At 64.2% G+C, this 22,196-nt stretch carries 21 protein-coding genes and 1 pseudogene; 17 read left to right on the forward strand and 5 right to left on the reverse strand.

The window, feature by feature from the left end; all coding sequences use genetic code 11:
* The first annotated feature begins 10 nt into the window (after positions 1 to 10).
* The 16 genes from AC0IZS_RS12060 (at position 11) to AC0IZS_RS12135 (ending at position 16,699) form a co-directional block, all read left to right on the forward strand.
* Positions 11 to 1,096, forward strand: coding sequence for a WD40/YVTN/BNR-like repeat-containing protein (locus AC0IZS_RS12060; protein WP_471635826.1), 1,086 nt, complete (start codon positions 11 to 13; stop codon positions 1,094 to 1,096).
* Complete coding sequence (locus AC0IZS_RS12065) at positions 1,093 to 3,483, forward strand: efflux RND transporter permease subunit (RefSeq protein ID WP_471635827.1); 2,391 nt, start codon at positions 1,093 to 1,095, stop codon at positions 3,481 to 3,483. The genes AC0IZS_RS12060 and AC0IZS_RS12065 overlap by 4 nt, the downstream gene beginning before the upstream one ends.
* A 6-nt stretch (positions 3,484 to 3,489) precedes the next feature.
* Positions 3,490 to 4,647 carry an alpha/beta hydrolase family protein gene (locus tag AC0IZS_RS12070; protein ID WP_471635828.1) on the forward strand — a complete coding sequence of 386 codons (1,158 nt, stop codon included), beginning with the start codon at positions 3,490 to 3,492 and terminating at the stop codon, positions 4,645 to 4,647.
* Between the two features lie 30 nt (positions 4,648 to 4,677).
* The gene (locus AC0IZS_RS12075) at positions 4,678 to 5,625 is read left to right on the forward strand and encodes a VOC family protein (protein ID WP_471635829.1); all 948 of its coding nucleotides are present in this window, start codon (positions 4,678 to 4,680) and stop codon (positions 5,623 to 5,625) included.
* A 2-nt stretch (positions 5,626 to 5,627) separates the two neighbouring features.
* On the forward strand, positions 5,628 to 5,978 hold the full coding sequence (locus tag AC0IZS_RS12080) for a Rieske (2Fe-2S) protein (protein ID WP_471635830.1): 351 nt from the start codon (positions 5,628 to 5,630) through the stop codon (positions 5,976 to 5,978).
* The gene (locus AC0IZS_RS12085) at positions 5,975 to 7,105 is read left to right on the forward strand and encodes an FAD-dependent oxidoreductase (RefSeq protein ID WP_471635831.1); all 1,131 of its coding nucleotides are present in this window, start codon (positions 5,975 to 5,977) and stop codon (positions 7,103 to 7,105) included. The genes AC0IZS_RS12080 and AC0IZS_RS12085 overlap by 4 nt, the downstream gene beginning before the upstream one ends.
* A 13-nt stretch (positions 7,106 to 7,118) precedes the next feature.
* Entirely contained in the window at positions 7,119 to 8,279 is a 1,161-nt protein-coding gene (locus tag AC0IZS_RS12090) for an MFS transporter (RefSeq protein WP_471635832.1), read from the forward strand.
* Positions 8,276 to 9,292, forward strand: coding sequence for a tripartite tricarboxylate transporter substrate binding protein (locus AC0IZS_RS12095; protein WP_471635833.1), 1,017 nt, complete (start codon positions 8,276 to 8,278; stop codon positions 9,290 to 9,292). Before AC0IZS_RS12090 ends, AC0IZS_RS12095 begins: the two co-directional genes overlap by 4 nt.
* A gap of 19 nt (positions 9,293 to 9,311) precedes the next feature.
* Positions 9,312 to 10,121, forward strand: a complete 810-nt coding sequence (locus tag AC0IZS_RS12100) for a cyclase family protein (RefSeq protein ID WP_471635834.1) — start codon at positions 9,312 to 9,314, stop codon at positions 10,119 to 10,121.
* Complete coding sequence (locus AC0IZS_RS12105) at positions 10,118 to 10,696, forward strand: cupin domain-containing protein (RefSeq protein WP_471635835.1); 579 nt, start codon at positions 10,118 to 10,120, stop codon at positions 10,694 to 10,696. The genes AC0IZS_RS12100 and AC0IZS_RS12105 overlap by 4 nt, the downstream gene beginning before the upstream one ends.
* A gap of 49 nt (positions 10,697 to 10,745) precedes the next feature.
* Positions 10,746 to 11,726: a tripartite tricarboxylate transporter substrate binding protein gene (locus AC0IZS_RS12110; protein ID WP_471635836.1), complete on the forward strand. Its 981-nt coding sequence runs from the start codon at positions 10,746 to 10,748 to the stop codon at positions 11,724 to 11,726.
* 35 nt (positions 11,727 to 11,761) lie between these two features.
* The gene (locus AC0IZS_RS12115; RefSeq protein WP_471635837.1) at positions 11,762 to 12,706 is read left to right on the forward strand and encodes a helix-turn-helix domain-containing protein; all 945 of its coding nucleotides are present in this window, start codon (positions 11,762 to 11,764) and stop codon (positions 12,704 to 12,706) included.
* A gap of 264 nt (positions 12,707 to 12,970) precedes the next feature.
* Complete coding sequence (locus AC0IZS_RS12120; RefSeq protein WP_471635838.1) at positions 12,971 to 13,957, forward strand: Bug family tripartite tricarboxylate transporter substrate binding protein; 987 nt, start codon at positions 12,971 to 12,973, stop codon at positions 13,955 to 13,957.
* A gap of 12 nt (positions 13,958 to 13,969) precedes the next feature.
* Complete coding sequence (locus tag AC0IZS_RS12125) at positions 13,970 to 14,746, forward strand: SDR family NAD(P)-dependent oxidoreductase (RefSeq protein WP_471635839.1); 777 nt, start codon at positions 13,970 to 13,972, stop codon at positions 14,744 to 14,746.
* A 19-nt stretch (positions 14,747 to 14,765) separates the two neighbouring features.
* A complete protein-coding gene (locus AC0IZS_RS12130; RefSeq protein ID WP_471635840.1) occupies positions 14,766 to 15,752 on the forward strand; it encodes a fumarylacetoacetate hydrolase family protein in 987 nt (328 codons plus the stop codon).
* Positions 15,749 to 16,699, forward strand: coding sequence for an NAD-dependent epimerase/dehydratase family protein (locus AC0IZS_RS12135; protein WP_471635841.1), 951 nt, complete (start codon positions 15,749 to 15,751; stop codon positions 16,697 to 16,699). Before AC0IZS_RS12130 ends, AC0IZS_RS12135 begins: the two co-directional genes overlap by 4 nt.
* Before the next feature lie 284 nt (positions 16,700 to 16,983).
* On the opposite strand, the gene AC0IZS_RS12140 is transcribed toward AC0IZS_RS12135, so the two are convergent.
* Positions 16,984 to 17,361: a dihydroneopterin aldolase gene (locus AC0IZS_RS12140; RefSeq protein ID WP_471635842.1), complete on the reverse strand. Its 378-nt coding sequence runs from the start codon at positions 17,359 to 17,361 to the stop codon at positions 16,984 to 16,986.
* A 28-nt stretch (positions 17,362 to 17,389) separates the two neighbouring features.
* Positions 17,390 to 18,178 carry an SDR family oxidoreductase gene (locus tag AC0IZS_RS12145; RefSeq protein ID WP_471635843.1) on the reverse strand — a complete coding sequence of 263 codons (789 nt, stop codon included), beginning with the start codon at positions 18,176 to 18,178 and terminating at the stop codon, positions 17,390 to 17,392.
* Between the two features lie 8 nt (positions 18,179 to 18,186).
* Here AC0IZS_RS12145 and AC0IZS_RS12150 point away from each other — a divergent pair, with 8 nt between their 5' ends.
* On the forward strand, positions 18,187 to 19,302 hold the full coding sequence (locus tag AC0IZS_RS12150; protein WP_471635844.1) for a class I SAM-dependent methyltransferase: 1,116 nt from the start codon (positions 18,187 to 18,189) through the stop codon (positions 19,300 to 19,302).
* 9 nt (positions 19,303 to 19,311) lie between these two features.
* On the opposite strand, the gene AC0IZS_RS12155 is transcribed toward AC0IZS_RS12150, so the two are convergent.
* The 3 genes and pseudogenes from AC0IZS_RS12155 to AC0IZS_RS12165 form a co-directional block, all read right to left on the reverse strand.
* Positions 19,312 to 20,385 carry an ABC transporter ATP-binding protein gene (locus tag AC0IZS_RS12155; RefSeq protein WP_471635845.1) on the reverse strand — a complete coding sequence of 358 codons (1,074 nt, stop codon included), beginning with the start codon at positions 20,383 to 20,385 and terminating at the stop codon, positions 19,312 to 19,314.
* Positions 20,386 to 20,390: 5 nt separating this feature from the next.
* The gene (locus AC0IZS_RS12160) at positions 20,391 to 21,290 is read right to left on the reverse strand and encodes a carbohydrate ABC transporter permease (protein WP_471635846.1); all 900 of its coding nucleotides are present in this window, start codon (positions 21,288 to 21,290) and stop codon (positions 20,391 to 20,393) included.
* Positions 21,277 to 22,192, reverse strand: a pseudogene (locus tag AC0IZS_RS12165) (carbohydrate ABC transporter permease). The gene AC0IZS_RS12160 and the pseudogene AC0IZS_RS12165 overlap by 14 nt, the downstream one beginning before the upstream one ends.
* Positions 22,193 to 22,196 lie beyond the last annotated feature (4 nt).

Below are 22,196 nucleotides of genomic sequence, written 5' to 3' on the forward strand. Positions count from 1 at the left end.
CAGGGAAACCATGCGCCATCTTGTTCAAGTGGCCATCCTGGCAGGGATGGCGACATCGACATGCGCAGCCGTTGCGGCAGGTGCATCGGCCCAGGCCGTCGGGCCCGCCATCGATCGGCCCGCGCTGGCCAGTGCCCACCCGCACCGCGCGGTGCTTCTGGGCGCTGCGCTGGCGGGGCAGCGCGTTGTCGCGGTGGGCGAGCGGGGAATCATCCTCTGCTCGGAAGATGGTGGTTCCAACTGGAAGCAGTCGAAGTCACCTGTGAGTGTCACGCTGACCTCCGTCCGATTCGTCAACGAGAAGACAGGGTGGGCAGTCGGCCACGGAGGCACCATTCTTGCGACCAGGGATGGTGGCAATACCTGGGTGCGACAGCTCGATGGCATGAAGGCCGCAAAGCTGGTACTCGCTCAGGCAACGGCCCGCGGAAACGAGAGGGCCATCAAGGACGCTCAGCGCTTGGTCGCTGACGGAGCCGACAAGCCGTTTCTCGACCTGCACTTCTTCGATGATCGCCGCGGCTTGGCTGTCGGCGCATACAACCTCGCCTTTGCTACCAGCGATGGAGGAGCGACATGGGTGCCGTTCAGCGGTCTCCTCGACAACCCACAGGCAATGCACCTGTACGCAGTGCGTGCCAGAGGCACTACCGTCGTCATTGCCGGAGAGCAGGGCCTGGTGCTGCTCTCCGGTGATGGTGGTGCGAGCTTTCGCCGGATCGAGACGCCCTATGCGGGCACCTTCTTCACGGCCGAACTTCCCAAGGACGGAGCCGTCTGGCTGGGCGGGCTGCGCGGCAATGTCTGGCGCAGTGCCGACGCAGGCAGCAGCTGGCAAGCGATGCACGGGCGGGGCAACGCGCCCACCGGCGCATCGATCACCGCCTCTGCGCTTGCCTTGGACGGCTCTCTGCTGCTCGCCTCCCAATCCGGGCAGACGCTGCAGGCCGTCGGTGATTCGCTGCGCCTGCGGCCCGGACCGCCTGCCGGTCCCGTCACCGCCTTGCTTCCCTTGCCCGATGGGCGCCTGCTTACCTTGACCCTGCGAGGCGCGACGGTGCAAGCCGCGTCCGACAAGGCCTCTCAGCATCCATGAACACCTCCGAATTCGATCCCCGCAGCGGTTCATCTCTTGAACGCCTGCTGTTCAACCACCGCGCCGTGGTCGTTGTGCTGTGCGCGCTGATCACCGCCATTCTTGGTTGGCAAGTGTCGCGCCTGGCGCTCAACGCCAGTTTCGAGAAGACCATCCCGACGTCGCACCCCTACATCCAGAACTACCTCGCCCACCAGGCTGAGCTGACGGGCCTGGGGAATGCCGTGCGCATTGCCGTTGCCAACCCCCGGGGCTCCATCTACGACGCGGCCTACCTGGACACGCTGCGCCAGTTGAGCGATGAAGTGTTTCTGCTGCCGGGCGTGGCGCGCAACCAGATGAAGAGCCTCTGGACGCCGAACACCCGCTGGGTCGGCGTGACCGAAGACGGGCTGGAAGGGGGGCCCGTGATCCCAGATGGCTATGACGGAGGTGCCCAGAGCCTTCAGCGGCTGCAACTCAATGTGGCCCGCTCCGGCGAGGTCGGGCAACTGGTTGCCGCAGATGCCCGATCCACGGTCATTTTCGTACCGTTGCTCACCAAGGACAGCGCCGGCCTGCCGCTGAATTACGGCGCTTTGGCCCAGCGGCTTGAAGCCCTGCGGACGAGGTACGAGGCCAAGGGCGTGGAGTTGCACGTCACGGGCTTTGCCAAGCTGGTGGGGGACCTGATCGAAGGCGTGCGGGCAGTGCTGGTGTTCTTCGCGCTGGCGGTGGCGATCTGCACTGCAATGGTGTACTGGTACACACGCTGCCTTCGCTCGACGGGGCTGGTGGTTGCCGCCTCGCTGGTCGCCGTCGTGTGGCAGCTGGGACTGTTGCCGGTGCTGGGCTATTCGCTCGACCCCTACTCCATCCTGGTTCCCTTCCTGGTGTTCGCCATCGGCATGAGCCATGGCGCGCAGAAGATGAACGGGATCATGCAGGACGTGGGGCGGGGCATGGACCAGCTGGTGGCGGCCCGCTTCACCTTTCGGCGCCTGTTCCTTGCCGGCCTCACCGCTTTGCTGGCAGATGCCGTGGGATTTGCGGTGCTGCTCGTCATCGACATCACGGTGATACGGGAGCTGGCCATTGCAGCGTCCATTGGCGTTGCCGCCCTGATCTTCACCAACCTGATCCTGCTGCCAATCATGCTCTCCTACACCGGGGTGAGCGCCCAGGCGGCAGAGCGCAGCCTGCGGGATGAGCGAGCGATTGCGCAGGGCGCGTCCAGGCATCCCCTGTGGTCCGCCCTGGACCGCTTCACACGGCGCGGCGCAGCCACAGCTGCATTGGTTGCGGCCATTGCCCTTGGGGCGGGCGGTTTTGCCCTGAGCACCCAGCTGAAGATCGGCGACCTCGGCGCGGGCGCGCCCGAGTTGCGCTCGGACAGCCGCTACAACCAGGACGTGGCCTTCATGGCGAAAAGCTATGGCGCAACCAGTGACGTGATGGCGGTCATGGTCACCACCCCTCCCGGCCAGTGCGCCAACTACGAGACCCTCAATCGCGTCGATGCGTTGGAGTGGCAGTTGAGGCAGCTTGACGGTGTCGAGAGCACGAACACCCTCGCATTGCTCAATCGCCGGGTGCTCTCCGGGTTGAACGAGGGAAGTCCAAAGTGGTATGAGTTCCTGCCCAACCAGGACATGATCAACACCGTAACCGCCGGTGCACCGCGTGGACTCTACAACGACACCTGCAGCCTGCTGACGTTGTATGTGTTCCTGCGTGACCACAAGGCAGAGACCTTGTCACGGGTTGTGTCCCATGTGGAGTCGTTTGCCCAGGCCAACGATACGAAGGATGCGAAGTTCCTCCTGGCAGCCGGCTCGGCGGGTATCGAAGCGGCCACCAACGTCGTGGTCGCCAAGGCCTGGTGGCAGATGCTGGGGTTGGTCTATGCCGCCGTCATCGTGCTCTCGTTCATCACCTTCAGGTCCTGGCGCGCCGTGGTCGTGGCCATCTTGCCCTTGCTGTTGACCTCGGTTCTGGCAGAGGCGCTCATGGTGATCCTGGGTATCGGCGTGAAGGTGGCAACCCTGCCCGTGATCGCGTTGGGCGTGGGCATCGGCATCGACTACGCCCTGTACATCCTCTCCATCACGCTGGCTCGTCTGCGCATGGGGGAGTCGCTCTCCGCCGCCTACCAGCATGCCCTGCTCTTCACCGGCAAGGTTGTCATGCTGACGGGCGTGACCCTGGCCGCTGGTGTGTTCACCTGGGTCTTCAGCCCCATCCAGTTCCAGGCCGACATGGGTCTGCTGCTGGCGTTCATGTTCCTTCTCAACATGCTCGGCGCGCTGGTCCTGATCCCTGCTCTCGCGCATTTTCTCCTCAGGCCATCGGCGCAGCGCGCCACAGCCTCCCGTTCTTCCACAGCTACCGCCGCAGCAGCGGCATAGGTCCCCATGTTCAAGTATTTTCCAACCAACTACGTCTGGAACCTGTCCGTCAATCTGGCCATCGAGATGGGGGCACGCATCGGTGAGATCGAAGCGATGTGTGCTCCGCTGCAGGAGGCTGCCAAAGCTCCCGACGCTGCAGGCACAGCAGCGTTCCGTGAGACCTGGGCGCGAATGGCCGACAAGCTGTGCGAACTCGCGGCCGAGGATGAGGCCGCGGGCCGTGCGCTTTCCGCAGGGGAGAAGTACAGCCGCGCAGCCACCTACTACCTGACCGCCGAGCGCTTGCAGGCCCATGGGGCACCTGGCAGGACGGCGCTCTACGGCCGCTTCCTGGAGGTGTTTGCAAAAGGACTGCAGCTGGGCCGCGAGAACTGCGTGCGTGTCGAGATCCCTTATGAGAGCAAGCACCTGTCCGCGCTCTATGTGCGGGCCGATGGCGTGAGCGGGCCGGCCCCGATCCTGGTGCAGGTCAATGGCCTCGACTCCACCAAGGAGATGAAATACCGCGTGGGGCTGCCGAGCTGGTTGGCGCGCCGTGGGGTGAGTTCGCTGATTGTCGATCAGCCTGGCACGGGAGAAGCACTGCGTCTTCACGGCCTGACCGCTCGCTTCGACAGCGAGCACTGGGCCAGCCGCATCGTCGACTGGCTTGAACAGCAGCCTGACGTGGACTCCAGGCGGATTGGTCTTGAAGGCGTGTCGCTCGGTGGCTACTACTGCCCGCGCGCGGTGGCGTTCGAACCACGCTTCGCCTGCGGCGTGGTGTGGGGCGCCAACCATGACTGGCGCGATGTGCAAAAGAAGCGCCTTGCCAAGGAAGGCAGCTTTCCCGTGCCGCACTACTGGGAGCACGTGCGCTGGGTCTGGGGTGCCAAGGACATGGATGACTTCATGCGCATCGCCGAGCAGGTGCATCTGGACGGTGTGCTGGACCGCATCCGTGTGCCGTTCCTTGTCACGCATGGAGAAAAGGACTCCCAGATTCCCCTGCAGTGGGCGCACCGCACCTACGAACAGCTGGTCAATAGCCCGAGGCGTGAGCTCAAGGTCTTCACCGAGCGCGAGGGCGGCGTGCAGCACAGCAGCTTCGACAACAGCATCAACGCAGGCCACTACATCGCCGACTGGGTGGCGCAAGCCCTGGGCGGTCATACCGCCTGAACCCGAACAACAAATCCAGGAAACACACAGATGAACATCATCGGACCCGACGCACTCGTATTTGGAGTGGACGACGTCGCTGCCTGCGAGCAGTACCTGGCGGACTATGGCCTGACCCGCAGCGATTCGCCTGGGCAGCAGGGCCGCTTCGAGGCGCTCGACGGTACTGCCGTGGTGGTACTCGCCAAAGATGACCCATCGCTGCCCGCCGCCATGGGTACGGCCAGCATGCTGCGCGAAACGGTGTACGGCGTAGCCGACCAGCAGAGCCTGGATGCCATTGAGGCGGAGCTCGCGAAGGACCGGCAAGTCAGGCGCGCGGACGGAGTGGTGCGCGCTGTTGACGACATGGGGTTCGCACTCGCGTTCCAGGTGACCGTGCGCAAGCCGATCTCCTTGCCTGCCGAGTCGGTGAACGCACCCGGTGCGGCGCCGCAGCGTGGCGCGAACGTGCCGGGCCTTTCGGCGGACATGGCGGCCAAGCCGAGATCCCTTTCTCACGTTGTCTACTTCGTTCCCGATGCGGTCAAGGCCGAGGCGTTCTACGCACGGCTGGGATTCGTGTGCACGGACCGGTTCACCGGCGTCGGACCCTTTCTGCGGCCCGCAGGCACCAGCGATCACCACACGCTGTTCATGATCCAGACGCCGCCCTTCATGAAGGGGTGCGAGCACTTCACGTTCCACATGGGCGGGCCTACCGAGGTCATGCTGGCCGGCACCCGCTTCGTCGAGAAGGGCTACCAGAGCTTTTGGGGGCCCGGGCGCCACCGTTTCGGCAGCAACTGGTTCTGGTACTTCAATTCGCCGCTGGGCTGCCACGTCGAGTACGACGCGGACATGGATCTGCACGACGAGGCCTGGGTGGCCCGGGAGGGTCCCATGAGCGCCGACGCATCGCAGTTGTTCCTGTTCCAGCACCGCGAGAAGTGGGCGCCTTCGGGGCCTCCTCCGGGGGCTGGCGCGCCGAAGGGCTGATCGTGAGGCTGTGCCATCTCCGAGACCTTCCCCCGAATGGGTCGCGTGGGTTTGATCCATACGGTGACGGTCAGGACAGCGTATTCATCGTGATGCGCGGTGGAAAGCCACTTGCCTACGCCAATTCTTGCCCGCACCACCAGACGCCGATGGCCTGGCGAAAGGACGAATACCTCAATGCCTCAGGAGATCGCATCGTCTGCGCCGCCCATGGCGCGCAGTTCGATATCTCGACGGGCATATGCACGCTGGGGCCCTGCCTGGGTGACGCGCTGACACCTATCGAGATCCATATCGAGCGCGATGGAGAGATCCACGCTCGATTGCACAACTACAAGGAGACAAGTTCATGAGTTCACTGTTTCGCCGCGTCCTGATCATTGGCGGCGGGTTTTCCGGGATGGCGGCAGCCATCGAGCTTCGCAAGCAAGGCGTCGCCGTCGATCTGGTCGAGATCGATCCCGGTTGGCGCAGCTACGGCGCGGGCATCAGCCTGGGGGGTGCAACGCTGCGTGCATTCCGCCAGCTGGGGATACTGGATGCCTTCCTTGCCCAAGGCAGTGCCGCCGATGGAGTCCAGTTTTGCAGCCCCATGGGGGACAAGATCGGGAATCTGCCCACGCCGCGCATCGCGGGGCCCGATGTTCCCGGTGGCGGCGCCATCATGCGTCCGGTGCTGGCGAAGATCCTGGCCGACGCCACGCGCGCCTGTGGCGCAGATATTCGGCTTGGTTGCACGTTCACCCACATTCACCAGGATGCCGAGGGGGCCGAAGTCCAGTTCACGGATGGGCAGAGCCGACGCTATGACCTGGTGATCGGTGCGGACGGCCTGTACTCCGCAGTGCGCGAGGCGGTCTTCCCGAACTCTGCAAAGCCCAGGTACAGCGGCCAAGCTGTCTGGCGTGCGGTATTGCCCCGTCCGGCCGAGGTCGAGACAGCCACCATGTGGATGGGCCCAAGGATCAAACCGGGAGTGAACCCCGTGTCGAAGTCTGAGATGTACCTCTTCGTCACCGAGCCGAGGCCGGCGAATGAACATGTCGAACCATCCACGTTTGCCGCGCATCTGCGGGGATTGCTCGATGACTTTCAGGCGCCGGTGCTGCAGCGCATCAAGTCCCAGATCGGTCCGGATTCCCACATCGTGTACCGTCCGCTCGAAGGGCTTCTCCTGCCTCGGCCGTGGTTCAAGGGGCGTGTGGTCCTGATCGGTGACACGGTGCATGCGACCACGCCGCATCTGGCCTCGGGCGCCTGCATCGGGATTGAAGACGCGCTGGTCCTGGCCGAAGAGCTGGGCCGCGCGACGGACGCCGACGCCGCGCTGTCTTCCTTCGAGAACCGCCGCTGGGAGCGCTGCCGGATGGTGGTCGAAAACTCGGCCCGATTGGGTGAGATCGAGATTGCCGGTGGGGACAAGGATGAGCACGCGCGCATCATGCGCGAGTCCTTGATGGCGCTGGCCCAGCCGATTTGAGGAGGTCCGCACCATGGTCACAACCGTTTCTCTTCGAGGCCGTGCCGCACTGATGGTGGGCCACTGCGCCGGCATGGTGGATCTGGTCGCGCTGCCCATCTGGGTGGGGACACTCATGTCCTTTTACCGATTTGATCCGCAGCAAGCCGGCCTGCTGGCAACCCTCTTTCTTGCCGGCGCGGTCGGCGCCAGCCTCTTCCTTGCCCCGATCTTCCACCTGCTTGTCGGGCGATGGGTTGCATCGATCGGGTTTGGGTTGGCGGCCCTGGGGTTCGCCGTGGCGTCGACGACCACAGGCTTTGGCTTGCTCGCTGTTCTGCACATCGTCGCTGGTGTGGCCGCTGGTGCGGCCTTGAGCGTGACCCACGGGACGATCGCCAGCAGTGCGAATCCGCACCGGCTGTTCGCTGTGGTCGGCATTGCACTGGGAGTCTTCGGGATCGTCTTCATGGCGGCGACGACCCACCTCGTAGCGACCCGCGGTGGCGCAACGCTCTTCCAGATCTTCGCTGTGGTGATGGCGGCTGGTGCCGCCTTTGCGCTGTGGGGCTTTCCTGAAAGAGACAAGGGCACGCTCGCCGCCCAGGAGAAGGCGTCCACCTCGCGGCTGCCGCGCGCCGTCTGGTGGGGCGCCGCAGGTGTCGCCTGCATGGGTCTGGTGCAGTCGATGATGTTCAGCTTCCTGGAGCGGGTCGGCTCAGACCGGGGCTTCACGGTGCAGGCCGTCACCGCGGTGCTCATAGGCCTTGGCTTCGTGAACCTGCTTCCTGCGGCGCTTGCTGCCTGGCTGGAGAAACGCTGGTCTGTCCGGAGCGTCCTGTTGGCCGGTCCCCTTGTGCAAGCACTCCTGGTGCTGGTGATCGTGAACGGCACGAGCTTCGTGCCGTATGCCGCAGCCGCTTCGGTTTTTGCGGCGGTGATGATCTTCACGCACACATTCGCCTTCGGTGCGCTCGCCCAACTCGATCCCAGCGGCAGAGCGCTGTCGGCAACACCGGCGATGCTCATGATCGGCGCGGCCCTGGGGCCCATCGTCGGGGGAACACTGGTCAAGCAGTTTGGCTATGAAAGCCTCGGAATCGCTGCTCTGATCGTCGATGCCCTGGCCATCTACGCCTTCACGAAGATCCCCAAAGCGTCGGGAACCAAGAGTTTCATTGGAGCAACGGTATGAGCGAACAACAAGAACACCCCACCCCACGGCTGGCGATGAACCGGCGCTCGCTGCTGGTCTCGCTGGCGGGCACGGGCCTGGCCCCCTTCGCCATCGCCCAGGATGGGCGCCACGTGACGATCATCGTTCCACAGCCCGCCGGCAACCCGAGCGACGTGTTCGCCAGGAAGCTCCAGGTGCAGTTCCAGAAATCACTGGGCCAGCCGGTGATCGTGGAGAACTTGCCTGGCGCAGGTGGATCGATCGGCGTCCAGAAAATGCTGAATGCCCCCGCCGATGGCCTCACCGCGGTGATGGTGTCCCAGACCGAGCCAATCCTGACCCCGGCCACACTTGCCAGCGTCCGCTACAAGCCGGAGCAGATGAAACCCGTTGGCCTGCTGGGGCGCACGAGCTACGTATTGGCTGGCCGACCTGGCATAGCCGCACAGACGCACTCAGAACTCCTGGCGCTGGCACGCTCGGCGGACAAGACCGGGAAGCCACTGACCTTCGGCCATATCGGACCCGGGTCCATGATTCACCTGATGGGCGCGCAGTGGGCTCGCATGTGCGGCGTGCAACTCGTCCACATTCCCTACCGCGGTGTTCCGCCTGCCGTCCAGGATTTGGCCGGGGGGCAGATTGACCTTTCGTTCCTCCCGCTCGGTGGATTGGCGCTCGATCTCATCACCACAGGCAAGCTGCGTGCTTTCGGCAGCACAGCGGAGCAGTCGCCGGCGCTGCTGCCGAAAGTCCCTCCGTTGAAAACGCTCGATCCAGCGTTGCAGTCGTTTGTCCACACGGCTTGGGGCGCGCTGCTGGTCTCCCGCACCACGCCTGACGCGGCACTCCAGCGTGTACACCAGGCCTTCGAGGCCGCCATGCGCGATCAGGAAGTGCAAGCCTTTCTGCGAAGCCAGGGAACCGACCCGCAAGCACCGCTGTCGCTGGCCGCACTCGACAAGTTTTACGACGCAGAAGTTCAGAAGCACCAGGCGCTGGCTCGCGCTGTAGGCGTCGTTCCCGAATGAAAAATCCCCCAGCCCAACCATGAAAAAGCCTCAGCACCGATTCGTAGACATCTCTATCTATCTGGAGAACGACGTCCTGTCCGATCCTCCACCGCTCGCTCCCAAGATTACCTATCAAAAGCACGCAGAAACGCTGCCGGAGTTCATGGCGATGATCCCGGGAACTACTCCCGAGGACTATCCCGATGGCGAGGCTGCGGCAGCCGAGTGGGTGACGCTCACGACACACAACGGCACGCATCTGGACGCGCCATGGCACTTCCACTCTACTCAGGACGCCAAGCTGGGTGGTGGGGCGAGACCTTCGATCACCATCGACCAGGTACCTTTGGAGTGGTGCTTCCAGCCTGGCGTGAAGCTGGACTTTCGGCACTTTCCGGATGGCTATGTCGCCACCGCTGCGGACGTGGAGGCTGAGCTCGAACGGATTCAATACGAGCTGCAGCCGCTGGACATCGTCGTCGTCAACACCCGCGCAGGAAGCCGCTACGGGCACCCGGACTACCTGGGCGCGGGCTGCGGGATGGGCTACGAAGCAACCATGTATTTGCTGGAGCGCGGCGTGCGTTTGACCGGCACGGATGCCTGGAGCTGGGATGCCCCGTTCTCTTACACGGCCGCCAAGATTGCCGAGACAGGGAACAAGGCGCTGATCTGGGAAGGGCACAAGGCGGGCCGAGACATTGGCTACTGCCACCTGGAAAAGCTGCACAACCTGGAATCGATTCCCGCCACCGGCTTCACGATCAGCTGCTTTCCGCACAAGATCCGCGGTGCGTCCGCCGGCTGGACACGCGCCGTCGCCATCTTCGATGGAGAGTCGGCATGACCCTGCCGGCAATTCACCGCGTGGTCACCGGCCACAATTCGCAAGGCCAGGCCATCGTCAGCAGCAGTGGTCCGCTATCCAAGGTAGTCGAAATCGACGCCGTTCCCGGCACGGTTTTCCACGAGGTCTGGAGCACTTCCGAGACGCCGGCACGCATTTCCAACGGCGTCGATCCCACCACAGGGCCACTGATCCTGCCCCCACCGGTGCGCGGCACGCGCATCCGGTTTGTCGACATCCCACCTGACACCGAGGAATTCCTCACGCGCGGCGCTGAGCGGATGCAGCAAGCGTTTGAACAGATCGGCGACGTCGAGGCTTGCACGGTGAAGCACAACTCGCCCCATCCCTTGATGCACCGTACCGAATCTGTGGACTATGGAGTGGTGATGGAGGGCGAACTCACGCTCGTTCTCGATGAAGGAGAGGTGCAGCTGCGGGCGGGGAGCGTGGTCGTTCAGAGAGGAACCAACCACGCCTGGGCGAACCGCTCGGGCCGTACCTGCCGGATGCTCTTTGTGCTCATCGCTGGCGAGTATGACGGCGACATTGAAAAGACCTTGAAGGCAGGTTGAGCACAGCTGCCAGGGCCAAGCGCTCAGATGTACATCAGGAGACCAAGAAATGAAGCCGAACCCAATACGTCGTTCCATGGTGCTTGCGGCATTGGCATCCCCCGCATGGGCCTCCGCAGCTTGGCCAACCAAGCCGGTCCGCATCGTGTTGCCCTTCGCATCAGGGGGCAGCTCGGACGTGGTCGCCCGCCTCCTGGCTGACAAGTTGACCGCAAGCTTGGGCAAGCCGGTCATCATTGACGCAAAACCTGGTGCAAACGGGATCATCGCTACCGAAGCGGTTGTTCGCAGCACCGATGGCCATACGCTGCTGATGACCAGTGCCGCGCATGCCATCAACGCAAGTCTCTACCCGAAGCTGCCTTACGACAGCTTGCGAGACTTTGCGCCAGTCGCCATGGTCGCAAGCCCGGGTCCGCTGGTTCTGGCCGTGCATTCGGCTCTGCCGGTCAAAAATCTTGGCGAGCTGATCGAGCTTGCCAAACGTGAGCCCGGGACTCTGAGCTATGCATCCGCCGGAATCGGCAACGTGTTGCACCTGGCTGGCGAGATGCTTTCGCAAAAGGCGGGAGTCCAGCTTCTCCACGTGCCCTACAAGGGGGCGGCGCCAGCCCTCAACGACCTGGCGGGCGGCCAGGTCAAGATGATGTTCAACAGCGCATTGGCCCTGGCACCCATGGTGAAGGATGGACGGGTGCGACTTTTGGCCCAGACGGGTGACCGCCGTTCAGCAGCACTTCCCTCCACATTGCCAACCGTTGCCGAAGCCCGTGGGATGGGTGGGTTCCAAATCACTGCCTGGTTCGGCCTGCTCGCTCCGTCTTCGCTTTCCAGTAGCGCTGTCGCGGAACTGAACGCGGCTTGTGTGTCAGCGCTCGCGCAGCCGGACATGATGGAGAAGCTCACCCTGCTGGGAAGTTCCGAGGCACCGACCCAGAGTCCGCAGGAGTTCGGCAGTTTTCTTTCCTCTGAGATTGGGCGCTACGCGCAGGTCATCAAGTCGGCAGGCTTGAAGCTCGATCAGCCCTGAGTTTCGTGTGTGGATGCGAACCGTAAAATGCAGCCATGACGTTCGACATGAAGCATCGTGGCATGCACCCGCAGGCAGGTGTGGTCGAACTGGATGAGCGCCGGTGGCGAGTTGCGGAGCACACGTACACGGAGGAGCCGCTGGATGCGGTGCCATCGGAGCAGATTCGTAGCTCCAGCAAGGGCCGCCCCTGGCATGGAATGTCGCTTTGGCACCAGCTCGCCGGCAACGACGACCTGTATATCCCTGCCGCGGGAAAGCACTGCATCATCGTGCGCCGCGGTCCGTCAACCGGACTCATGCAGCGCCACGGGTCCACCACACATGTCAGCCGCTGGAACACTGGCGACATCGTCCTGCTTCCCGAACGCACTCCAAGCTTCTGGCGCACCGAGCTGGACCGCGACAATATCCATCTCGATCTCTCCCCTCTGTGGCTTGAGCGCGTACAGGAGGGCGAAGGGCGTCCCGCAACACTGCGCAGCTGCTTTGGGGCCAAGGACTCGCTCCTGAGCCAGATGGTACAGATGCTGATGCTTTCGCTCGACGACAACAGTTCCATGCAGCCCCGGTTTGCGGAAGGAATCGCTACCAGCGTCGCGGTGCATCTCCTGGAGCACTACAGGGAGCCGGATCCGAAGACAGGGCGGATCCCTCTCCTTTCGGCCCGGCAACTGAAGCGGGTCACAGATCTTGTGGAGTCGCAATTGGACGAAGCCGTCCCGTTGGAGGCCATGGCGGCAGCGACTGGCCTGAGCGTCTTTCACTTCTCACGCTGCTTCAAGGCGACGAGCGGCGAGACGCCTCACCAGTTCGTGCTGAATCGCCGCCTGGATCGGGCGAAGACGTTGCTCAGCGAGTCGCTGGAGTCTGTTGCGGAGATTGCCGCCGCGGTCGGATTTTCTACGGCCTCGCATTTTGCCCAGGCGTTCAAGCGCCGCTGGGGCGCGACCCCAGGGCAGTTTCGCCGAGACCATTAAGAGCGGCTAACAAAACTCTTCTGGCGTCGTTGCTGCGTCTTGTCGTACTACTCGTACTGCCTGCGACGCAGCGCCTAGCCAGCACCGCTTCGCTGAGTTTTGTTATCCGCTCTAAGCAGCCGCAGGTTTAAGACAAAACCCGCAAGATTTTGGCAGTTTCAGAGGGTGGAGTTCCCATACTCCGGTTCGCGCGCCACCACTTTCGGCCGACATCGATGTACGGGCGACGGACTGGCGGCACAAGAACTTCATTTGGGGACATTCATGATTTCTCGACGTGCTCTTCTGCGGTCTTCCGTAGCACTGCCATTTGCAACCAACGCGCTCGCGCAGCCTGCATCCACATTTCCCCGCAAAGCGATCACCTGGGTCGTTCCCTATCCTGCTGGCGGATTTGGCGACGCGGTTTCCCGGGTGCTGACTCAGCATGTGTCAGGGACGCTGAAGCAGCCTGTCATTGTGGACAACCGCCCGGGTGCTGGTGCCCAGATTGCCGCGGCCTATGTCAAGCAACAACCCGCAGATGGCCATACTCTGTTCTACGGAGACATCGGACCGTTTGCGATGAATGCGGCGCTCTACCCGAAGCTCAGCTACGATACCCTCAAGGACTTCGCGCCGCTGACGCGCCTGCTCACGTCTTCGCTCATCCTGGTCGTGCCTGCCAACAGCCCCTACAAGACGCTGGACGACCTTATCAAGGCTGCAAAGGCAGCCAAGGACGACAAGAGCCTGATGTACGGGTCTTTCGGCATCGGGAGCCAGCCGCACATTTGGGTCGAGATGCTCAAGCGCGAGACGAAGGGCAAGTTCCAGCACGTGGCCTACAAGGGGGCGGCGCCCGCCGTGCAGGACCTGATGGGTGGCCACATCGACATGATGCTCGATGTGACGGCGAACAGCATGCCCTACGTCCTGGAGGGCAAGCTCAGGGCCCTCGCAGTGGTTGGCAGCGAGAAGCGCTTGGAAAAGCTGCCCCAGGTGCAGACGCTGTCGGAACTTGGTTATCCCGCGCTCAACATCCCAGGTTGGACCGGCGTCGTGGTTCGAGCGGGTACTCCGACGGAGATCATGGTGCCGCTGCACGCCGCAGTCGCGCAGGCGGTGCAGTCGGACGAGATCAAGCGCCGCTTTGGCGATCTGGGGGTGGTCCCGGCTCCCCAAAGTTCGGCTGATTTTGCGCGCTTCATCCAGACGGAGACTGAGCGCTGGGGAACGGTGATTCGAAGCGCGGGCGTGGTGCTTGAGTAAGCGGCGGATCGAATGAACTCGACGCTGTTCGACCTCAAAGGGAAGGTCGTACTGGTCACTGGCGCGACCGGTGGTCTTGGCCTGGCCATCGTTCAGGCGATGAGCGGGCATGGCGCAACCGTCCTTGTGTCCGATGTGGACCCGGTGCTGTGCGCCAAGACGGCCGATCGCATTCGGCGCGCAGGCGGCACAGCGCACGACTTACCTGCCGATCTGTCGAGGTTCGAGTCTGCCGTTTCACTCGCAACCTCTGCACTGGCCCTGTATGGGCGTGTCGATGTCCTGGTCTGCAACGCAGGGATGCAGGGCCCTGCAGGGCCGATCGGACAGGCTTGCGCAGCAGACTGGCAACGCGTCATCGATCTCAATCTTCGCGCATCCGTGGAGTTGACGACCGCTTTGGTCCCCAAGATGGCCCTGCATCCCGGCAGCAGCGTGATTTTGATGTCGAGCATCGCAGGCTTGAGGGGGAACAAAGAGATCGGTCTGTATGGAGTCTCCAAGGCAGCGCTGGCACAGCTGGCGCGCAATCTGGCCGTGGAGTGGGGCCCCCTCGGCGTTCGCGTGAACTCCATCTCTCCAGGCTTGATTCGCACGCCTCTGTCGGCCTCATTCATCGACAACCCTGCGGTTATAGAGCGCAGGCTGTCGCTGACCCCATTGCGCCGAGTGGGGGAGCCGCACGAGATCGCTGGCGTGGCCGTCATGTTGGCCAGCGCGGCTGGCGGCTTCATCACCGGACACAACCTCGTCGTAGACGGTGGAACAACCATCAGCGACGGAAATTGAACAGCCAAGGCGACCAATCATGAAACTAGCAACTTTCAAATCAGACACTGAAGACGGGCGTTTGATCGTCGTCTCGCGCGACCTGCAGCACGCTGCCGACGCGTCTGCGGTGGCTGCGAATCTGCACGAGGCAGTGCGCAACTGGGACCGTTGCTCACCACGTCTGCAGGCCATTTACGAGCAGCTCAATTCAGGAGACCTCGCCAGTGCGTTTGCTTTCGACCCCACGCTGTGCGCTGCCCCACTGCCCCGGTCTCCCCAGTGGTGTGATGCCTCGGCGTTCTTGAACCATGGACGCTTGATGGAGCGTGCGTTCAATACCGCCCCCATTCCAGATTCAGACACTGTTCCCCTCATGTACCAGGGAGCGAGTGACGACTTCCTCGGACCTCATCAGGATGTGCCCCTCCCAAGCGAAGCGGATGGCGTCGACTTTGAGGGAGAGTTCGGCGTCATCGTGGGTCCCGTCAGCATGGGAGCCACTGCGGAGCAGGCCCAGCAAGCGATCCGGCTCCTCGTGCAGATCAACGATTGGAGCCTGCGCGCGCTCGGTCCCCGCGAGATGCGCACTGGCTTCGGGTTTCTTCAAGCGAAGCCTTCCTGCAGCTTCGCCCCTATCGCCGTCACGCCGGATGAGCTGGGCGATGCCTGGCGCGATGGACGTGTGCAGTTGCGTCTCCATGTCGCATGGAACGGTGAGCGCTTTGGAGCGCCTCACGGTGGAGAGATGAACTTCAGCTTTGGTCAACTCATCGCCCATGCCGCGCGCACGCGACGGCTGTCCGCTGGAACCATTGTGGGGTCGGGGACCGTTTCGAACGTCGACAGAAGCGCGGGATCGGCCTGCATTGCAGAGCGGCGCGTGATTGAGATGATTGACCATGGGCAGGCGAAAACCGGCTTCATGCAGTTTGGCGACCGGGTGCAGATGGTGGCCAGATTCGAAGACGGCACGGCAGGGCCATTCGGAGAGATCGATCAGCGGGTCGTGGAGTTCTCCCGGTGAGCCACGTTCTGGTGACTGGAAGCGAAGGCTTCATTGCGCAGGTGTTGATACGCCGGCTGTTGGATGAAGGGCTTGGGGGACAACCAGTCTCTCGCCTCACTGCGGTCGATATTGCGTTCCCAGGCACGGCAGCAGCGGACTCGCGTGTTCGGCGTGTTGTCGGCAGTGTTCATGAACAGGCTGTGCGGTTGGAAGCGCTTCGAGAAGCACCGGAGGTCATGTTCCACCTATCAAGCGTACCTGGTGGCGCCGCCGAGCGAGACCCTGAGCTCGGACGCCAGGTCAACCTGGACGCCACGCTTGCTTTGCTCGACAACTGCAGAACACTGGCGCGGCCGCCGCGTTTTGTCTACGCGAGCTCGGTGGCGGTATATGGCGAGCAGCTGCCTGAGTCGATGGATGAGGACGCACCGCCGGCGCCGGCATTGACCTATGGTGCGCACAAGCTGGCGTGCGAGATCCTGCTTGCTGACGCAAGCCGCCGTGGGTGGGTGGATGGCTGCTCTCTCAGGCTGCCAGGCGTCGTGGCGCGACCTGGTGATGGCGAGGGGCTGATGTCGTCCTTCATGAGCCAGATCTTCTGGCGCCTCGCGAATGGCGAGCCCATCAAGCTTCCCGTCTCACCAGTCGCAACCTGCTGGTGGATGTCGGTGGGGGCATGCGTCGATAACTTGCTGCATGTCGCCGCGATGGATTCGTCAACGTGGAGTGCCCAACGTTGCTATCAGATGCCAGTGCTTCGTCTGAGCATTGAGCAGGTTGTGGCTGGCCTGGAAAAGGCGTTGGACCGCCCTGTGGCGCATCTTGTGCAGTACGAGCCCAATCCACTGATTGAGCGCCTCTTTGGATCTTCGCCTCCACTGCGTACGCCATTGGCCGACGCAGTCGGCCTCCGCCACGACGGAGACCTGTCACGTCTGGTGCAACGTGCCATGAGTTCCAGTTAGCGGCACCAGACGATTCTTGCAGTATTGCGCTGCAGGAATGAGTTTCCAGTTCTCGGAGTCTCGATCAACCTGACAATCTCAGCCGAACTGGCCGGGGCGCAGCTTCTGGCGCTGCTGCCAAGTCCGGATCTCGACCCGCCGTCTGGGGAGTTTGGGGAATTGGGCAGTGCCTTGCATTCCATTTCACATAGTTTGTGCAGGCACTGTAACTCGTTGATTTATATGGAGACTGATTCCAGCTTCAATTGCCGACCTTCACCTTCCATTGTTTTCGACAACGGTCCTCACCACTGCCCGGTCTCGATTCGGATTGCCACTTCGCAGTCGTCGAAGATCTCCAGCTTGGCGATCTTCACGCGCACGCCCAGCACGCCGGGCAGCTGCATGAGCCGGTTGGCGAGCTTGCCAATCAGGCTTTCGAGCAGGTTCACATGCTCGGCGCGGCACTCGTCGATGATGATCTGGCGCACCTTGCGGTAGTCCAGCACATGCAGGATGTCGTCGTCGCGCGGCGACAGCGGCTGGGCGCCCAGGCTCAGTTCGGCGTCCACCTGGATGGGTTGGGGGGCGGTCTTCTCGTGCGAGAGGATGCCCAGGTTGGCGTCGAAGCGCAAACCGCTGAGCTTGAGGATCTGGGTGCCTGTGGCAAGGGTGGTCGTCATGGGGTTTCCTGCGTAAGCGGGTGGGGGCTCACATCAACGAGAAGTCGCGCTCGAATTTCATCAGGTGCTGGCCGCCGTCCACCATCAGCGTGGTGCCGGTGATGGAGCGGTTCTCCAGCGCAAAGCGCACGGTGGCGGCCACGTCTTCGGGGGTGGAAGAGCGGCCGAGCGGGCTCAGGGCGTGCAGCTGGGCGAATTTCTCGTCGCTGAGCATGTGGCTCGTGAGCGTGAGGCCCGGGGCCACGCCCACCACGCGCACGCGCGGCGCCAGCGCCAGCGCCAGCATGGTGCCGGCAGCTTCCAGTGCCGCCTTGGACAGCGTGTAGCTCATGAAGTCGGGGTTCTGGTTCCACAGCTTCTGGTCGAGCAGATTGACCACCGCGCCCTGCGCATCGGCCTCGCCGGCTGCCGTGCGGGCCTGCAGGTGCTCGTGCAGGGCCTGGGCCAGCAGCACCGGGGCGCCGGCATTGCTGCGCAGGTGCTTCTCCAGGCTGGCAAAGCCCAGCGTGGCGGCGTTGTCGTGCTCGAACAGCGAGGCGTTGTTGACCACGGCATCGAGCGCGCCGAAGCGCTCCACCACGCGCGGCACCAAGGCGCGCACGGCGGCCTCGTCATCGAAGTCGCCGTCGAAATGCGCGCTCTGGCCCGAGCACAGGCGTGCGCACTCTGCTGCCGTGTCGATGGCATCCTGCTCCGAACTGCGGTAGTGCACGGCCACCTGCCAGCCGCCGGCCGCCAGCGCCAGCGCAATGCTGCGGCCCAGGCGCCTGGCGGCGCCGGTGACGAGCACGGTACGGGGACGGGGAGAAGAGGGCATGGAGGACAATGCGGGCCGTGAAGAAAACACCCGACAGTTTAACGACCGCCCTCACGGCGCACATTGCCGATGCCATTGCCGCCGCTGGCGGCTGGATCGGCTTCGACCAGTTCATGGCCCTGGCCCTGTACACGCCCGGCCTGGGCTATTACGCCAACGACTCCGCCAAGTTCGGCCTGCTGCCCGAAACGGGCAGCGATTTCGTGACCGCGCCCGAGCTCACGCCGCTGTTCGGCCAGACCCTGGCGGTGCAGGTGGGCGAGGCCTTCGAGCACACCGGCACCAGCGATGTCTGGGAGTTCGGCGCCGGCTCGGGCGCGCTGGCGCTGCAGCTGCTCGATGCCCTGGGCAACCGCGTGCAGCGCTACACCATCGTCGATCTGTCGGGCAGCCTGCGCGCGCGCCAGCAGACGCTGCTGGCAGCGCACGCGCACAAGGTGCAGTGGGTCGATGCGCTGCCCGAGCGCTTCGAAGGCGTGGTGGTGGGCAACGAGGTGCTCGACGCCATGCCCGTCAAGCTGCTGGCCCGCCACGGAGGCCAACACGGGGGCGTGTGGCATGAGCGCGGCGTGGCGCTGCACGAAGGCGCTTTCACCTGGGCCGACCAGGCCACCCACCTGCGCCCACCGGTGGAGGTGGAGGGCCCGCAGGACTACCTGACCGAGATCCACCCCCAGGGCGAGGGCTTCATCCGCATGCTGGCCGACCGCCTGCAGCGCGGCGCGGCCTTTTTGCTGGACTACGGATTTGGCGAGAGTGAGTACTACCACCCCCAACGCCACATGGGCACCGTGATGTGCCACCAGGGCCATCTGTCCGACAGCGACCCGCTGGTGGAGGTGGGACGCAAGGACATCACCGCCCACGTCAACTTCACTGCCATGGCACTGGCCGCGCAGGAGGCCGGCCTGCAGGTGCTTGGCTACACCACGCAGGCGCACTTCCTCATCAATTGCGGGCTGGCGCAGCGCATGGTGGAGCTGCCGCCGCTGGAACGCGCCACCGCCGCCAAGCTCATCATGGAGCACGAGATGGGCGAGCTGTTCAAGGTCATCGCCCTGGGTGCTGGCGAGGCCTGGGAGCCCGTGGGCTTTTCCCAAGGGGACCGTTCGCACCGTCTCTGAGAAGGCGGCTCAGTTCAGGCGCGCACCACTTGTGGCATCGAACAGGTGCGCCTGTGCCGCCACGGGCCGCAGCCACAGCGCATCGCCCGGTCGCACATCGATGCGGTCGCGAAAGGCCGCCAGGATGTCGTGTCCACCCGCGAGCCGCACGGCGACCTGGGTTTCCGAACCCGTGGGCTCCACCACCCTGACCTGGGCGGCAAGCCCGTCGCCACTGGCTTCCAGCGCGAAATGCTCGGGGCGCGCACCGTAGAGCACGCTGTCGCCGTGGCGCCCCTGGGGGGCCTGGGCCAGCGGCAGGTGCAGGCCATCGTCGGTCACCACGCGCGCCGCGCCGTCCAGGTGCAGCCGGCCGGGAATGAAGTTCATCGCCGGCGAGCCGATGAAGCCCGCCACGAAGGCATTGGCCGGCCGGTCGTAGAGTTCCAAAGGCGCGCCTACCTGCTCCACCACCCCGTCCTTGAGCACCACGATGCGGTCGGCCAGCGTCATGGCCTCCACCTGGTCGTGCGTCACGTACACGGTGGTGGTGCCCAGGCGCTGGTGCAGGGCCTTGATCTCGGTGCGCACCTGCACGCGCAGCTTGGCATCGAGGTTGGACAGCGGCTCGTCGAACAAAAAGGCATCGGGCTGGCGCACGATGGCGCGGCCCATGGCCACGCGCTGGCGCTGCCCGCCCGAGAGCTGGCGTGGTGTGCGGCCCAGCAGTTTTTCGAGGCCCAGGATGGCGGCCACTTCATCCACCCGCCGCTGGATCCGGGCCTTGTCCTCGCCCTGCAGCTTGAGCGAGAAGCCCAGGTTCTGCGCCACCGTCATGTGCGGGTAGAGCGCGTAGTTCTGGAACACCATGGCGATGTTGCGGTCCTTGGGCGCCACGTCGTTGACCAGGCGTCCGCCCAGGCGGATCTCGCCGCCGCTGATGGCTTCGAGCCCCGCGATGGCGCGCAGCAGCGTGGACTTGCCGCAGCCCGAGGGGCCGACCAGGGCGACGAATTCGCCGTCCTGGATGGCAATGTCCACGCCGTGGATCACCGGCGTGCTGCCGTAGTGCTTGACGATCTGGTGGAGGGATAGTGCGGCCATGTCAGTCAGTCTTTCACGCCGCCAGCCGTGAGGCCGCGCACGAGGTAGGTGCGCACCAGCACCGTGAAGATCACCACCGGAAACATCACCAGCGTGCCGCTGGCGGCGATCTTGGTCCACTCCCAGCCCTCGTACTGCAGGAAGTTGACGATGGCCACGGGCGCGGTGATGGCGTTGGTGCGCGTGAGGATGAGGGCGTAGAAGAAATCGTTCCACGAGAAGATGAAGCACAGCACGGCCGTGGCCGCCAGCCCGGGCGACGCCAGCGGCAACGTGATGCGCCAGAAGGCCTGCCACACGCCGCAGCCGTCGATGTAGGCCGCCTCTTCGAGGGCCGTGGGCACGGCCTCGAAGAAGGTCTGCATGAGCCAGATCACGATGGCCAGGTTGAACGTGAGGTAGACGATGGCCAGGCCGGCAATCGTGTCCTGCAGGCCCAGCCAGCGGTAGGCCAGGAAGAAGGGGATGGTGAAGGCGATGGGCGGCGCCATGCGCGTCACCAGGATCCACAGCGCCACATGGCGCCGCCCCTTGAACTGCCAGCGCGTGAGCGCGTAGGCCGCCGGCACGCCGATCAGCAGCGACAGCGCGGTGGACAGGGTAGACACCGCCAGGCTGTTCCAGAACGACTTGAGAAAGTTGCCCTGCAGCAGGCTGCAAAAGCCTTCCAGCGTGGGCACGAAGAGCAGGCTGTCCTCGAAGATCTCCGCACTTGGCTTGAAGGCCAACTGCACCAGCCACAGGAAGGGAAACATCACCACCAGCAGCAAGGCGATGGCCACCAGGCTCCGGGCATGGCGGCGCAGCCAGCCGGCGCGCTGTGTGGTGGGAGCGGGCAGCGCAGCGGCGGGGGCCGTGAGCGATGCCGGAAGCGGCAGGGGCAGGGTGGCGTCAGCGCTTGTCATGGTCGTTCCATCCGAGTCGGCCCACCAGCCAGCTGAGCGCGAACACGCCTGCGAGCATCACCATCGCGATGGCGCTGGCATAGCCCCAGTAGGAGAAATTGAAGGCCTGGATGAAGCCGTAGTAGTTGGTCACTTCGGTCACCGTGCCGGGGCCTCCGTCGGTCAGCACGTAGATCAGTGGAAAGGCCTTGAAGCTGTCGATCAGCCGGAACAGCCCGCATACCACCAGCACCGGCCGGATGTAGGGGAAGACGATGTAGCGGAACAGCTGCCAGCGGTTGGCGCCGTCCAGGCTGGCGGCTTCCAGCGGGTCATCGGGCACCATCTGCAAGGTGGCCAGCACCATCAGCATGGTGAATGGAAACCACTGCCAGGTGTCGGCGATGGAGATGGCCCACAGGGCGGTGTCGGGGTTGGCGATGAGCGAGCGCACCGGCAGGCCCACGGCGTCGAGTGCGCGGTGCAGCGGGCTCACGTCGGGCGTGTACATGATCTTCCAGATCAGCGCCACCACGATGGGCGGCAGCACCATGGGGATCAGGAACACCGTGCGCGTGGCGCCCAGCAGCTTCGAGCGCCCGTTCAGCAGCAGCGCCAGGCCCAGGCCCACCGCCAGCTGCAGCGCCACGCTGGAGACCGACAGCTTGAGCTGCGTGGCGATGGAGCGCAAAAAGCGCTCGTCCTCCAGCAGGTGGCGGTAGTTGACCAGCGGGTCGTTGAAGTGGAAGGTGGCTGCCGCATCCGTCAGGCTCAGCGGCGTGAAGCTGGCCACCAGCAGCGCCAGTGCGGGCACCAGCGTGATGACCAGCAGCACCGCCAGCGAGGGCAGCAGGCCCCAGAAGGAAGGCGCGCCGGCGCGCGGCCTCCCAGCCCAGGCCGGCTTGCGCGGTCAGGGTGCTCACGGCT

This window comes from Acidovorax sp. AC410, from assembly GCF_979253235.1.

Coding starts and splice junctions, on each gene's coding strand:
- AC0IZS_RS12100 (WP_471635834.1), top strand. CDS start 9,312: ATGAAAAAGCCTCAGCACCGATTCGTAGACATCTCTATCTATCTGGAG.
- AC0IZS_RS12115 (WP_471635837.1), top strand. CDS start 11,762: ATGACGTTCGACATGAAGCATCGTGGCATGCACCCGCAGGCAGGTGTG.
- AC0IZS_RS12140 (WP_471635842.1), bottom strand. CDS start 17,361: ATGACGACCACCCTTGCCACAGGCACCCAGATCCTCAAGCTCAGCGGT.
- AC0IZS_RS12110 (WP_471635836.1), top strand. CDS start 10,746: ATGAAGCCGAACCCAATACGTCGTTCCATGGTGCTTGCGGCATTGGCA.
- AC0IZS_RS12145 (WP_471635843.1), bottom strand. CDS start 18,178: ATGCCCTCTTCTCCCCGTCCCCGTACCGTGCTCGTCACCGGCGCCGCC.
- AC0IZS_RS12150 (WP_471635844.1), top strand. CDS start 18,187: ATGCGGGCCGTGAAGAAAACACCCGACAGTTTAACGACCGCCCTCACG.
- AC0IZS_RS12065 (WP_471635827.1), top strand. CDS start 1,093: ATGAACACCTCCGAATTCGATCCCCGCAGCGGTTCATCTCTTGAACGC.
- AC0IZS_RS12155 (WP_471635845.1), bottom strand. CDS start 20,385: ATGGCCGCACTATCCCTCCACCAGATCGTCAAGCACTACGGCAGCACG.
- AC0IZS_RS12085 (WP_471635831.1), top strand. CDS start 5,975: ATGAGTTCACTGTTTCGCCGCGTCCTGATCATTGGCGGCGGGTTTTCC.
- AC0IZS_RS12060 (WP_471635826.1), top strand. CDS start 11: ATGCGCCATCTTGTTCAAGTGGCCATCCTGGCAGGGATGGCGACATCG.
- AC0IZS_RS12125 (WP_471635839.1), top strand. CDS start 13,970: ATGAACTCGACGCTGTTCGACCTCAAAGGGAAGGTCGTACTGGTCACT.
- AC0IZS_RS12120 (WP_471635838.1), top strand. CDS start 12,971: ATGATTTCTCGACGTGCTCTTCTGCGGTCTTCCGTAGCACTGCCATTT.
- AC0IZS_RS12105 (WP_471635835.1), top strand. CDS start 10,118: ATGACCCTGCCGGCAATTCACCGCGTGGTCACCGGCCACAATTCGCAA.
- AC0IZS_RS12075 (WP_471635829.1), top strand. CDS start 4,678: ATGAACATCATCGGACCCGACGCACTCGTATTTGGAGTGGACGACGTC.
- AC0IZS_RS12160 (WP_471635846.1), bottom strand. CDS start 21,290: ATGACAAGCGCTGACGCCACCCTGCCCCTGCCGCTTCCGGCATCGCTC.
- AC0IZS_RS12090 (WP_471635832.1), top strand. CDS start 7,119: ATGGTCACAACCGTTTCTCTTCGAGGCCGTGCCGCACTGATGGTGGGC.
- AC0IZS_RS12070 (WP_471635828.1), top strand. CDS start 3,490: ATGTTCAAGTATTTTCCAACCAACTACGTCTGGAACCTGTCCGTCAAT.
- AC0IZS_RS12130 (WP_471635840.1), top strand. CDS start 14,766: ATGAAACTAGCAACTTTCAAATCAGACACTGAAGACGGGCGTTTGATC.
- AC0IZS_RS12095 (WP_471635833.1), top strand. CDS start 8,276: ATGAGCGAACAACAAGAACACCCCACCCCACGGCTGGCGATGAACCGG.